Below are 14,026 nucleotides of genomic sequence, written 5' to 3' on the forward strand. Positions count from 1 at the left end.
CCTTTGCCACGATTAATCGTTGGGAAAATGGACACGCTACGCCTTCTGGGTTGGCAGTCAAGCAAATTTAGATATTGCTGGATGAGTTGATAATTCGCCAGATGCAACGCTTCGCGAATGCAGTAAGGCGCTGCGAGCAAGATATTTTTCGGATAAGGAGTACAAACGGTGAGTTTAGAGGGAATCAACAGCATTTTCAGAGATATTCGACTACTTCCCTATGGTGTGGCGACCCTCTCCGTGGCTGTGGCACTGGCGCTAACCCGATCGCTTTTACCGTGGCTCTACCCAACCACGACGCCCCTGTTTTTCATCGCGGTGATGGTGAGTGCCTGGTATGGAAGTTTCGGGGCTGGGTTTCTGGCAACAATTTTATCCACGCTGGCAATCAACTATTTTTTTATTGAGCCGTTCTATTCCTTACAGATAGTTAATGTAGAGACAATTGTTCGGCTGGGTATGTTTTCGATCGCCGCAGGATTGAGCGCTTCACTCAATCTATCGTGGCGCACTGCTATAAAAAACGCGAAAGCAGCCTTGCAAACTTTACAGGAGTCAAGGTCGCTAGAACAAAAAGCCCTAGTTCGCGGCCAAGTAGCACAAACTGCGGCGACGGAGGCAAAAGAACAGCTAGAAACGGTACTTTCTAGCATCAACGATGGGTTTTACATCCTCGATCGCGATTGGCGCTACACCTATGCCAACGATCGCTACTGTGAAATGGTTGGAATGCCGCGGTCAGCGATTCTGGGTCAGAACGTTTGGGAGCTATTTCCGGCTGCCGTTGACACCGATGCTTACGTGCAGTTTCATCGGGCAATGCGCGAACAAACGCCGCTCCAGTTTGATTATCTCTACTCACCTTGGAACGGTTGGCACGACCATCGAATTTACCCTTCGCCCAGTGGACTGACCGTTTTGCTTGCCGACATTACCGATCGCAAACAGGCCGAACTCATCCTAATCGAGCAGAAACGGCTGCTGGAGTCGATCGCATTCGGACAGCCACTAGACGACTGTCTGGCAGCCGTGTGTGACTCAGTATCCAGGCTGAATCCGGGTACCCGCGCCTGCTTCCTGCTAGCCGATGCTCAGCGGCTGACGTTTAAGAGATCCATTACTCCAGACTTTCCAGGGTCTTTTGGTGAAGGACTCCAAGATGCTCCGATTAACGATTTGTGCATTGGAACCTGCGGCGAAGCAGTGTATAGCGGTCAGCCCGTGACCTGCGCCGACATTGCCAACGACGATCGCTGGTCGCAAGCATGGCGAAATTTATGCGTGGCTCATGGCATTCTAGCGTGTCATTCTCAGCCCGTGTTCAGTCACGACAATCTACCTCTGGGGTCGCTGATGCTGTGCTTTAGCGAGGCGCGGATGCCGACTGATTGGGAACAGAAACTCGCCGAGTTCGGCACCAAAGTTGCCAGCATCGTCTTCGAGCGCGATCGATCGTTCCAGGCGTTGCGCGAGAGCGAAGAACAGTTCCGACTGGCTTCCGAAGGCGGCAATTTGGGTTTGTGGTATTGGGATATGGAAACTGACACGGTGAGTTTGACGGACATAGCCAAAGGGATGTTTGGTTTACCCGTGGATCAGGCAATGTCCATGAAGGTGTTTTTAGCAGCCGTGCATCACGACGATCGCCCATTCGTTCACAGCGCGCTCACACAGCTAAAAGCGAATCAACCGCATACTGAAATTGAGTATCGGACGCTGTGGGCAGATGGCACTGTTCGTTGGATTTTGGCAAAGGGCGATTGCGCCTATAACGCTGATGGCATCATAATTTCGACGCGCGGCGTATTAATCGACATCAGCGATCGTAAACAAGCCGAAGAAGCGTTGCGTCAAAGCGAAGAGCAGAGTCGCAACATTCTAGAGAGCATTGATGATGGATTCTTTTCCCTTGATGAGAATTGGCGTTTCACTTACGTGAATCGGTCAGCGGAAATTCTGCTAGACCGCACGGCAGGCGAGCTGATTGGGAAGAATTTGTGGGGAGAATTGCCTGGGTTCAATGGCAGCGAGTTTGAGCGGGTTTATCGGCGAGTGGCAAACGAGCGCGTGGCTTTGTCAGTCACGGCGTTTTATCCCGATCACGATCGTTGGTATGACGTTCGCACTTACCCTGCCGCGAACGGGATGACGATTTATTTCCGAAATGTCACAGATCGAAAACTCGCCGAGGAGGTATTGCAACAACGAGAAGCAGAACTTCGTTTAGTCACCAATGCCGTGCCTGCCTTGATTTGCTTTGTAGACTCAGACCAACGCTACCGCTTCCACAATCGAGCATATGAAGAATGGTTTGGATCTGAGGCAAAAGAAATCTACGGCAAGCATCTCCGAGAGGTTTTAGGCGAAACGGGGTATGAAGCGATTCGTCCTTATGTTGAGCAAGTCTTGGCAGGAGAAGAAGTGACCTTTGAAACCCAAGTTACCTACAAAGATGGTGGAACCCGTTATATCAATGCGACCTATGTTCCCCGCTTCAATAGCCAGGGAAAAGTTGAAGGGTTTGTAGCACTGGTCAACGATATCACCGATGGCAAACAAGCCGAAGCCACACTACGGGAGAGTGAGGCACGGTTCCGGGTGATGGCAGATGCCGCCCCTGTGCTGATTTGGATGTCGGACACCGATAAACTCTGTTATTACTTCAACCTCCCGTGGCTAAACTTTACGGGACGGACGATCGAGCAAGAAAGGGGCAATGGTTGGACAGAAGGAGTCCACCCCGACGACTTTGAGCGCTGTTTAGACACCTATGTGACTGCCTTTGATGCCCGTCAACCGTTCAAGATGGACTATCGCTTGAAACGCTGTGATGGCATATACCGTTGGATTATGGATGAAGCTGTTCCTCGCTACGGATTGGACGGTGAGTTCTTGGGCTACATCGGCTCCTGTGTTGATATTGAAGACCACAAACAAGCTGAGGAAGCCCTGCGCGAGAGTGAATCCCGCCTCCGTCTGATCATTGAAAGCGCCAAAGATTATGCCATCTTCACCCTCGACCTTAACGGCATCATTGCCAGTTGGAACTCAGGGGCAGAAAGGTTGTTGGGCTATACCGAGACAGAAGCAATTGGTTGCCCGAGTCGGATGATCTTCACACCCGAAGATAACGAACAAGGACAAGCCGAGTACCAGAGGCAAACGGCTCTACTGCAAGGACGGGCCGAAGACGAACGCTGGCACGTCCGCAAAGATGGGAATCGCTTTTGGGCCAGTGGATTGATGATGCCCCTGCTTAATGAAGCGGATTGTCCGCAGGGATTTGTCAAAATCATGCAGGACAAGACTGCACAACGGCAAGCAAGTGAGCGACTGCAATTTCTGTATGAAACTACCCGCGATCTGATGCAGACAGAACAGCCTCTGGCTTTGATGGACACGCTATTCCGCAAACTTGCAGTGCAACTCGATCTGCACTCTTACTACAACTTCATGGTGGAAGAAAAAGACAACCGCCGGATGCTGCATTTGACAAACTATGATGGCATCTCTGAAGAAAGGGCGCAGGCGATCGCATGGATCGATTTAGGGGAATATCTCTGTGGACTGGTTGCCCAAACGCAGCAGCAACTTGTCTTGAATCAAGTCGAACTTTCCACTCATCCGAATGCTAAAGCCGTCTCTGAACTGGGCATGACGGCTTACGTGGGTCAACCGTTAATTGCTCAAGGGCGGTTATTAGGGACGCTCTCCTTTGCCAGTCTGACTCGGACGGACTTCACGGCTGCAGAAATCGAGATGCTGGGATCTACTTGTGACCAGATCGCGATCGCTCTGGAACGGGCAAACCTGAACGATTCACTCCAGCAGCAAGCGGAACAGCTAAAACAGGCAAATCGGATCAAGGATGAGTTTTTAGCGGTACTATCCCATGAGTTGCGATCGCCCCTCAATCCCATCCTGGGGTGGTCAAAGCTGCTGCAAACTGGCAAGCTGGATGCGGCCAAAACTGCACAGGCGTTAGCGACGATCGAACGCAATGCCAAGCTGCAAACTGAATTGATTGAAGATTTGCTTGATGTCTCGAAAATTCTCCAAGGCAAGCTTAGTCTGAATATTCGTCCAGTCGATTTAGCTTTAACTGTGGAATCGGCGATCGAAACTGTCAATTTGGCGGCTGTTGCCAAATCCATTGATATTCGGACTGTGTTAGAGCCTCAGATTGGACAAATTTTGGGGGATTCGGGCCGTTTGCAGCAGATTGTCTGGAATCTTGTTTCCAATGCGGTCAAATTTACTTCAGCCGGGGGGCGCGTTGAGGTGAATTTGACTCGTGTTGGCAATCAGGCTCAAATTACGGTGGCGGATACAGGGATTGGCATCGCACCGGAGTTTTTACCCTACGTGTTTGACTACTTCCGCCAAAAAGATGGCGCTACAACCCGCAAGTTTGGTGGCTTGGGATTGGGGCTGGCGATCGTGCGGCATCTAGTCGAACTGCACGGTGGCACCGTTGGGGCAGAGAGTCCCGGTGAAGGGTTAGGAGCTACCTTTACCGTAAGACTGCCCCTATCACCGAAGGTAAGACAAGAAAACTCTCTGGCAGGACTTTCGGAACGATCGACTGCGGAGGAACCGTTATCCGGGATGCGGATACTTGTGGTAGATGATGAGCCGGATATGCGAGAGTTGATTTCCTTTTTGCTAGAAGATTCAGGTGCAGAGGTACTGACTGTTGCTGGCGCTCAAGAAGCCCTCACAGCGTTGACTAATTTCCACCCAGATGTCCTGGTGAGCGACATTGGAATGCCGGGGATGGATGGCTATATGCTGTTGCGGCAAGTGCGATCCCTGCCGCCAGAACGGGGAGGGCTGATTCCCGCGATCGCCCTGACTGCCTATGCGGGCGAGGTTAATCAACAGCAAGCTTTGCAAGCTGGATTTCACCGACATCTGGCAAAGCCGATCGAACCGGATAAATTAATTAAAACGATCGTCGCACTTCTTAGCAAAAATACTCATGGCCCAGCAAGCTATAAAAATTGAGCCGAAGGAGTTCAAACCGATCGAACATCACCAAGCTTTTAAGTTGCTCAGGTTAGGCAGGGATATTTGTATTAGAGGAGAATCTACCAATAAATCCGGTTTCTAGTCTAACAGTGCGTAAGTCCTGATAATATAATCAGTAATTTGGAGTGTCAAAAAAAGACGATGATAATTAACAAGCAGCAGCCTAGAATACATATAAAACCTTCAGTGATTAAAGCGATAGCTCTGTTCTTTCTGTGCTGCTTGTTAACTGCAAGTTGTGGACAAAGAACACGTCCATCGGTCACTGCGAGCGGCGAAAATGCTAATAACCGCGTTACTATTGGCACAACTTTGAAATTGCGGACGATCGACCCTGCGGACGGTTACGAAACCTTATCTGGACAATTGCTACGCAATTTGGGCGACACTCTCTACGCCTACAAGTCGGGAACTACAGAGTTAATCCCCCACTTAGCGACAGCGATGCCAAAAGTTAGCCAAGACGGATTGACATATACAATCCCCTTGCGTCAAGGCGTTATTTTTCACGACGACACACCGTTTAACGCCGCCGCAATGGAATTTTCCTTGCAACGGTTTATCCAAAATGGCGGCAGTCCGGCTTTGTTGTTGAGCGATGCAGTAGAATCCGTGAAAGCGACGGGCGAATACGAATTAACTTTTAAACTCAAAAAGCCTTTTGCTGCTTTTCCTTCCCTGTTGACATTTTCGGGTATGTGTGCAGTTTCTCCAAAAGCTTACGAGATTGGGCCGGGTAAATTTAAACCCGATACCTTTGTGGGAACTGGACGTTACAAGCTGGCGAAGTACGGCAGCGATTCTCTCAAGTTTGACGTGTTTGACAAGTATTGGGGGGAAAAGCCGGTTAATCAAGGAATTGACATTTTGCTGCTTTCTAGTTCGTCAAATTTGTTCAATACTTTTCAGACTGGTGCTGTTGATGTGGCTTATTTGTCTCTGGATGCAGACCAAGTTCGTAGCTTGGATGAGGGAGCAAAAAAAGGGAAATGGCAGGAAATCGCGGGGGAAAGCAGTACGGTTAATTACATGACGCTGAATATGCAGTCTAAACCGCTGGACAAGTTAGAAGTGAGACAGGCCATCGCAGCAGTGATGGATCGCCCGCTGATTAACGAGCGCGTACTGCTGGGACAAGCACAACCGCTTTACAGTCTGATTCCCACAACCTTGGACGTTCAAAAACCGGTTTTCAAAGAACTGTACGGCGACGCCAACACGGCCAAAGCCAAGGAACTTTTAACGAAAGCGGGATACTCGGCCACAAATCCTTTTGTTCTGCAAATTTGGCATGCTTCGGCTTCAAGAAAAAGAGCTTTAGTCGCGAGTACGATCGAGGCGCAAACTAAACTCAAAATGGACGGGATAATGCAGGTAGAAATTAACAGCGTGGAATCTCCGACTTTGTTTCAAAACATAGAGAAGGGCATTTATCCAGCGGTTTTAGTGGATTGGTCTGCCGACTTTTTTGACGCTGACAATTACATTCAGCCGTTTTTAGATTGTGCCACAGGTTCGGAGGCTGGGGGCTGCTCGAAGGGTGCTAGTCAAAGTCAGGGATCGTTTTATTATAGCGATCGAGTAAATCAACTGATCGACAAGCAGCGCAAAGAAACAAACCCTGAAACCCGCAAAGCCATATTTGCCGAAATTCAAGACATACTGGGTAAAGATGTACCTTTCATCCCTCTTTGGCAGGATAAGGACTATACGTTTGCTCAGAACAGCATTACCGGCGTCCGTCTCGAACCGACGCAATCTTTTCCTTTTTGGTTCCTGAAAAAGCAATAATTCGTTACAATAATTGGGGGGAGTTGAAACGTCAATAATTATTGCATATTTTGTACACAACAGGGTGATGATTGTCACAGTTTATCAAAGAGACCGATCACCCCACCCTCCTTAATAATGTGGGATATTATTAAGAGAGAGATTTTGCTGAGGGTGGGTATATGAAACTTGGAATTTTAACAACAACAGGGCTGCTGATTGCGATCGGTTGTGCATCGGGAGTAAAGGCAGAAAACGTATCACACGTCAAGCAATTATTAGAAACTAAAAAATGTAGCCAATGCGACTTGACAGGAGCACAGCTTGCTGGTATCGATTTAACTGGCGCAGATTTGAGCGGTGCGAATCTCAGCGGTGCAAATTTGAACGGTGCAAATTTGAACGAAGCCAAACTGAATGAAGCAAATCTGAAACAAGCTAAATTGCAAGGTGCGAGTTTAATTGCGGCTAAAATGCACGGGGCTAATTTGGAGGGTGCTGATTTGAGCCGCGCTAATCTGAGTTTGGCTGGTTTAGTGATTGCGAGTTTGAAAAATACTAACCTCACCAGCGCTAATTTAATCGGCGCTAATTTAGAAAGCGCCAATTTGGCGGGTGCAAACTTGAGAAATGCTCGCCAGTCTTTAGCGAATTTATCTAATATCAGCCTAAGAGGTGGCAGTTTGTCGGGAATAGACGTACAGGGAGTCAACTTGCGGGATGCAAATTTGACCAATGCAAATTTGAACGGTGCAAATTTGAACGGTTCGGACTTGACAGGTGCTAATTTAAAGAATGCCAATATGGCAAATGTAGATTTGAAAAACGCTTCTTTGCCGTAGGACGATCGCCAATTGCTATATCAAATTCTGGTGCTTAACAAAGTTAATATAATAAGGTAGGGGCAATTCTGAAATTGCCCCTACAGTTTTAATTGTAGGATTTATATCATGTCCGGTCGATTACCCTTCATCAGGTAGGGGCGGGTTCACTAACAATATCTGCCAATAATTGACAATCTCAAAAACCCGCCCGGCCGGGATATTATGGTCAATCGAGCGGACATGATATTATCTGGTTTCCTGTCGCTGCGTAGGTCAATAGATTTTAGATTTTAGATTTTAGATTAAAGAATTGAAGCATTGACTTGCGCGAGATGAATCCGGGGGCTTGTATCCTGGATGCTTTCGGTGATTGTTCGGTGCGTGAAGCTTTTCCCCGGTGTCTGCGATTGCTTCATATTTGGGGCTCTAGGATCAATCTTGCTCGTGAGCATCTTGGGCGAAGCGGATAATGTCATCATCGCCGAGGTATTCACCATTTTGGATTTCAATCATCACCAGGGGAATAACGCCGGGATTTTCTACGCGGTGAGCAGTATTCATGGGAACGTAGGTTGACTGTTTCTGCATGAGAATCGTCTCTTTGTCGTCGCAGATAACTTTAGCGGTACCGGAGACGACAACCCAGTGCTCGCTGCGGTGATAGTGCATTTGGGTGCTGATGTGATGCCCCGGCTTGACTTCAATGCGATTGATCTTATAACGATCGCCCGCGTCTATGACTGTAACTTGACCCCAGTAGCGGGTTTGTGTACGATCGTCAATTTTTTCGATTGTGTCCACTGTTTCCACCATCCTGTTTATCTCGCTAACGGTGTCTGTAAAAATATCTGTATTTGAAAGTATAGCAGGGATTGGCTAAGTGCGTAAGTGCGATCGATTTAAAGATTACTGAATTAGTCGCCACTGGCGAGCATCAACAAATTGCGACAAATGCCCCACATTTGTTGTAGCAATTACCACATCATTGCCTTCACTTGCCTCCAATATTGCTTGAGCCGCCAAAATCACATCCCCTTGATACTCCCCAGCCCTAAAGGGACGGGGATTCTTGAAGAGTCCAAATACGAACTTTCAAAGGCGAAATCAAAGCGCCTCTACTGACTCTTTTAAGGCATAACCCTAAAGTTGTCGCTACTTTTCGCAAAATATTTCCAGCAGCATTACAATCTGCGTTAATTTTGCTTCCGTCTTTTGAGCGATACAGTCCGCGATTGATGCGCTTTCCTGATTCTTTCCACCCTTCAGTTTTTTCACCGAACTTAGGTAGTTCATCCGAATCTAAAAAACTCGCCTTACTTGTATAGCTCTCTTCAGTTTCAATGAACTGGATACCATATTGTTCACAAAGCTGGGAAATCCTGTCCTTCAATCGAGCGGTAGGAATTTGCACAAAATTTTGATTGGTTTTGTTACCAAGACTTATTTCTTGGCGCATTCCCTTGTTCCAGCCAAAAACAATTGTACCTATTTGGTTTTCTAGGCAATGATTCAATACTAATCTAGCTGCTTTGTTAACAGCATCTCTCGTTTGTCTGTTTCGTTTTTCCGTGATTTTTGCCAATCGCTTAGACCAAAAGCCTTGAGGTCTATGCTCTTTGAGCGACGCAACCCGCTTGTTATACCATTGGTTTAATGATTTTAGATGCCGTCCATCTACGATAAAACTTGTTCCTACATTGGAAACGCAAGTTAACCAATTATTCAATCCTGGATCGATACCCAGAGCCTTACTAACATCCAGCTCAACTGCTGTTGACTGAAGTTGGTAGACAAACTCGACATAAAATTGTTTATTTCTTGGTAAAATGCGAATCTCTCTAATTGCCTTGTAGTCTAGGTTAGATGGCATTGGCAAATAAAATTCACCAATTCCAAACCAGAGTTTGACCTTACTTCCCAACGGGAATCTCAATTGTCCATTCTTTAGCTTTACGTCTGCCTTTGGGAAGGTTACAAGTTTTAAGCTGTTTTTGCGGTATTTTGGTAGTTTAGGATGTTGCGTTACCGTACCACCCTTGATTCCTTTTAACAGCCCAATGTACGACTTAAAAGATTCCGCAACGCTGGTCAACGTTTGTTGAGCAACATGGGAATATAGTGCTTTAAAGTGAAGATTATCCTTGAACAACTTGTGTAAGTCATACTTGCTAGGAATTCTCCCGGTTTTAAAATATAACTGCCGAGAATAGTAAGTCCCGCAGTTAGCTAACTTGTTCGACTCTTCGCATACAAATTCCAGTACGCTTCTTAGCTCTCGACTTGGACTGATTAGATTTTGCTGGCATCCATAACTAGACATTTTTCTGATTCTCAATGTACTGCTTAATTACTGAAATTGGCGCACCGCCAACAGTTGCAATAAAGTAGCTATTCGTCCATAGAGTTGGCAATCGACTTTTTAGCCAAGGAAATTCTTGGCGAAGATATCGAGAAGAACGCCCCTTCATGTACCGAATCAGCTTGGCAATCCCAAACTGAGGATCGCACTCGATCAAAAGGTGAACGTGATCTGGCATTACTTCCATCTCGATTAATTCACTGTTAAACTCGGTCGCAACCTCTAACAGTATTTCCTTTAATCGGGTATCGACACCCTCAATTAAAACCTTTCGGCGATATTTCGGACACCACACAATATGGTATTTACACGAGTAAACAACATTTTTGTTTGATTTGTAATTAACGCTCATATTATAGTTATACAGCACGAACCTGCATACTACACTAATTTTGCATTAAGATTTGTTAAATGCTGGAGGCGGTTGAAACCGCTGCCGACTTATCCCCGTGTCTAAAGCCAGGGGCTTGCGTCTCGTTCTTCGGTCAAGTGCATTAGGTTCGGCTGTTGGTCTTCCTCTCCTTCTCGAATCAGCCCACAACTGAGCGGCTAAAAGCATTACCTCTGTAGTCAAAGGACGGTATGTAAGTTGTAATTTCAATTCATCAAGCCGTTGAATACCTGCTAATTTACCTGCGCGGATCAACTCCCGTCGCACTTCGTAGTCAGCAATTTCAGGCAGAATTATTATTTCGCCCCTCCGCATTAAAGAGTTTAGCCAAACTTTGCACTCTTGAATTTCAGCAGAGGATGCTTTAGGGTTTGTTACCATTCCTAATGGGTCAGAGTCGAGAATTATTACTCTACTCATGGGAATAATGGCCGATTAGAAAGGCGGTCTTCATCTAAAGCTTTACGGAGATATTCAGCGGTTTCTGTTTGTTCTTGTTCATCTCCCTCCTCAATCCATGAATTGATTAATTCAATTGCACCTTTATTTCTTTGTATCCGTTCCTCCAGCGACAGTTTAGTAATGTCTATTTTCTCAGATGTCTGGGGAGGCTCGGCCCATACGGGCTTTACTGTCACCGTTTCCAGAAATAAGCGCATCATCTGAAGTAAGTTTGGCCAATATTCTCTGGGAGTTTGCTGAATTACGCGGAGAAATTCCGCGATCTGCTGGCTTAAGGGGCGATCGCTTTCTTTGTCTTCCACCGTAGGAGTTTCGGGCGCTGATTCTACTGTCCCTTGGCTTTCGCTGCTTAAAACTTGTTCGGACATAATTACTTTTTTCCTTTCTCTCATTTACTCATATTATAAACAAAGGGCGGGCAATTGCCCGCCCCACTTTTTACTTGCTCAATACACCATCGGGAATCCCCAAAATATCCTCAATGCGAGGCATATCTTCCAAAGCAATCACTCGGCCTTCATCCTCAAAACCAGCAATTTGATCGAAATTCAAATACCGATACAAATCACCAGCAAAAGGATCGATTCTCTTCGACACAATGTCGTTGTATTCTTGGACTGTAGGAATGCGACCTAACAGCGAACAAACGGCCGCCAATTCCGCCGAACCGAGATAAACTTGAGCATCTTTGCCCATGCGGTTGTTAAAGTTGCGAGTAGAAGTTGAAAACACGGTGGTCGCATCTTTAACCCGCGCTTGATTGCCCATACAAAGACTGCATCCGGGCATTTCTGTACGGGCTCCAGCGGCTCCAAAAATGCTGTAGTAACCTTCTTCTTTGAGTTGCTGTTCGTCCATGCGGGTTGGTGGACAAATCCACAGGCGAGTTTTAACTTCCCCTGCACCTTCCAATACCTTCGCAGTGGCGCGGTAGTGACCGATATTTGTCATACAAGAACCGACAAATACTTCGTCAACCCGATCGCCCGCAACCTCACTCAACAACTTAACATTATCCGGGTCATTGGGAGCAGCCACAATTGGCTCTTTAATCTCGTTGAGATCGATTTCGATGATTTCAACGTACTCCGCATCAGCATCCGCCTCCAGCAGCACCGGATTTGCCAGCCATTCCTCCATCTTCGCCACCCGGCGCATCATCGTCCGCGCATCTTGATAGCCCCGCGCCACCATGTTTTTCAGCAGCGCGACATTGGAACGAATGTACTCGGAAACAGTCTCTACGCTCAATTTAATGGTGCATCCAGCGCAAGAACGCTCGGCCGTCGCATCGGTCAATTCAAAAGCCTGCTCGACCTTCAAATCGGGCAAACCTTCAATCTCCATAATCCGCCCAGAAAAGATGTTTTTCTTGTTCTGTTTCTCGACGGTTAGCAAACCTTTTTGAATCGCCACATAGGGAATTGCATTCACAACATCCCGCAGCGTTACTCCGGGCTGCAATTCACCTTTGAACCGTACTAAAACTGATTCCGGCATATCCAAAGGCATGACGCCCAAAGCGGCAGCAAATGCCACCAATCCCGAACCAGCAGGAAAGGAAATTCCCAAAGGAAAACGAGTGTGAGAATCGCCGCCAGTTCCCACTGTATCTGGCAATAACATCCGATTCAGCCAAGAGTGAATAATGCCGTCTCCGGGGCGCAAAGCTATACCGGCGCGCTCTGCCATGAAATCGGGCAATTCATGGTGAGTTTTGACATCAACTGGTTTTGGATAAGCGGCGGTGTGACAGAAACTTTGAATCACCAAATCGGCGCTAAATCCCAAACAAGCAAGTTCTTTCAATTCGTCTCGCGTCATCGGCCCGGTGGTATCTTGCGAGCCGACTGTTGTCATGACTGGTTCGCAAGATGTACCGGGACGAACGCCGGACAAACCGCAAGCTTTGCCTACCATTTTTTGTGCTAAAGTGAAGCCTTTGCCCGTATCTACTGGGATGGTAGGGCGGGTAAAAATAGTGCTAGGTTCTAGTCCCAAAGCTGCGCGGGTTTTGTCGGTTAAAGTGCGTCCGATTAATAGTGGAATTCGGCCGCCGGCGCGAACTTCGTCTAAAATGGTGTCGGGTTTGAGGGTGAATGTGGAGATGATTTCCCCGGCTTCGTTGGTGATTTCGCCTTTGTATGGATGGATGGTAATTACCATTCCTGTTTCCATTTTGGAGACATCACATTCGATCGGCAATGCGCCGGAATCTTCAGCGGTATTGAAGAATATCGGGGCGATCGCACTTCCTAAAATATAACCGCCACTGCGCTTGTTCGGCACAAACGGAATATCATTGCCAATGTGCCAGAGCACGGAATTAATCGCCGATTTCCGCGACGAACCGGTACCGACAACATCACCAACATAGGCTACGGGATGACCTTTTTGCTTCAAGTCTGCAATGGTTTGCAAACCTCCTGGCATCTTACTTTCTAGCATCGCCAAAGCGTGTAGGGGAATGTCCGGCCGCGTGGTAGCATGAGGTGCGGGGGACAAGTCGTCAGTATTGGTTTCTCCTGGAACTTTGAAGACTGTAACGGTAATGACTTCCGGCAGTTGGGGGCGGCTGGTAAACCACTCGGCATCCGCCCAAGAATCGACTACCTGCTTGGCGTAGGGATTGGTATCGGATAAAGTCAGAATATCGTGGAAAGCGTCGAATACTAACAACGTTTTGCTCAGTGCCCGGGCGGCGGTGGCGGGAATGGCAATTTCGGCAGTAGGATTGAGCAAATCGATTAAAGATTGGACGTTGTAACCGCCCATCATTGTCCCCAGCAGGTAAACTGCCCATTTGGGAGCAATTAGGGGGCTGTGGATTTCGCCTTTAGCAATGCCAGTTAAAAAACCAGCTTTGACGTAGGCGGCGCTGTCTACGCCTGGGGGGACGCGATCGCGCAATAATTCTATTAAGGTTTCTTCTTCTTGTGCCGGCGGATTTTTCAGCAGTTCACACAGTTCCGACGTTTGCTGGGCGTCTAGCGGCAGCGGTGGAATTCCCAAAGCGGCCCGAACGGCTGCGGTACGGCGGTAAGATTCAAGCATTTCTCCTCTCTCCTCGGATAGTATTCGGTGGTTGTGTGTAGGTGACTTTACTTTTTAGATTAGGAGCTTCCGCTGCACATTGGGTAAAGTACCTCGCTATACATAAAAACTTAACGCAACTTTAAAAACAGTAGA

General features: G+C 47.4%; 9 protein-coding genes. 3 read left to right on the forward strand and 6 right to left on the reverse strand.

The features are described 5' to 3' along the window. Nucleotides 1-168: 168 nt before the first annotated feature. From QUB04_RS24940 to QUB04_RS24950, 3 genes are all read left to right on the forward strand, one after another. Entirely contained in the window at nucleotides 169-5,007 is a 4,839-nt protein-coding gene (locus tag QUB04_RS24940; protein ID WP_333288511.1) for a PAS domain S-box protein, read from the forward strand. 165 nt (nucleotides 5,008-5,172) lie between these two features. Beyond that, nucleotides 5,173-6,822: an ABC transporter substrate-binding protein gene (locus tag QUB04_RS24945; protein ID WP_333288513.1), complete on the forward strand. Its 1,650-nt coding sequence runs from the start codon at nucleotides 5,173-5,175 to the stop codon at nucleotides 6,820-6,822. Between the two features lie 161 nt (nucleotides 6,823-6,983). Next, complete coding sequence (locus QUB04_RS24950; RefSeq protein WP_333288516.1) at nucleotides 6,984-7,643, forward strand: pentapeptide repeat-containing protein; 660 nt, start codon at nucleotides 6,984-6,986, stop codon at nucleotides 7,641-7,643. A gap of 414 nt (nucleotides 7,644-8,057) precedes the next feature. On the opposite strand, the gene QUB04_RS24955 is transcribed toward QUB04_RS24950, so the two are convergent. From QUB04_RS24955 to acnB, 6 genes are all read right to left on the reverse strand, one after another. Continuing rightward, nucleotides 8,058-8,438 carry a cupin domain-containing protein gene (locus QUB04_RS24955; RefSeq protein WP_445251431.1) on the reverse strand — a complete coding sequence of 127 codons (381 nt, stop codon included), beginning with the start codon at nucleotides 8,436-8,438 and terminating at the stop codon, nucleotides 8,058-8,060. A 238-nt stretch (nucleotides 8,439-8,676) separates the two neighbouring features. Next, entirely contained in the window at nucleotides 8,677-9,945 is a 1,269-nt protein-coding gene (locus tag QUB04_RS24960) for a transposase (protein ID WP_333288518.1), read from the reverse strand. Next, entirely contained in the window at nucleotides 9,938-10,336 is a 399-nt protein-coding gene (tnpA, locus tag QUB04_RS24965) for an IS200/IS605 family transposase (RefSeq protein ID WP_333104972.1), read from the reverse strand. Before tnpA ends, QUB04_RS24960 begins: the two co-directional genes overlap by 8 nt. A 45-nt stretch (nucleotides 10,337-10,381) precedes the next feature. Next, nucleotides 10,382-10,795: a nucleic acid-binding protein gene (locus QUB04_RS24970; RefSeq protein ID WP_333288520.1), complete on the reverse strand. Its 414-nt coding sequence runs from the start codon at nucleotides 10,793-10,795 to the stop codon at nucleotides 10,382-10,384. After that, complete coding sequence (locus tag QUB04_RS24975) at nucleotides 10,792-11,205, reverse strand: hypothetical protein (RefSeq protein ID WP_333288522.1); 414 nt, start codon at nucleotides 11,203-11,205, stop codon at nucleotides 10,792-10,794. The genes QUB04_RS24970 and QUB04_RS24975 overlap by 4 nt, the downstream gene beginning before the upstream one ends. A 70-nt stretch (nucleotides 11,206-11,275) precedes the next feature. Next, complete coding sequence (gene acnB, locus QUB04_RS24980) at nucleotides 11,276-13,891, reverse strand: bifunctional aconitate hydratase 2/2-methylisocitrate dehydratase (protein ID WP_333288524.1); 2,616 nt, start codon at nucleotides 13,889-13,891, stop codon at nucleotides 11,276-11,278. Nucleotides 13,892-14,026 lie beyond the last annotated feature (135 nt).

The sequence above is a fragment of the Microcoleus sp. D2_18a_B4 genome, from assembly GCF_036702475.1.
Taxonomy (GTDB): Bacteria; Cyanobacteriota; Cyanobacteriia; order Cyanobacteriales; family Microcoleaceae; genus Microcoleus.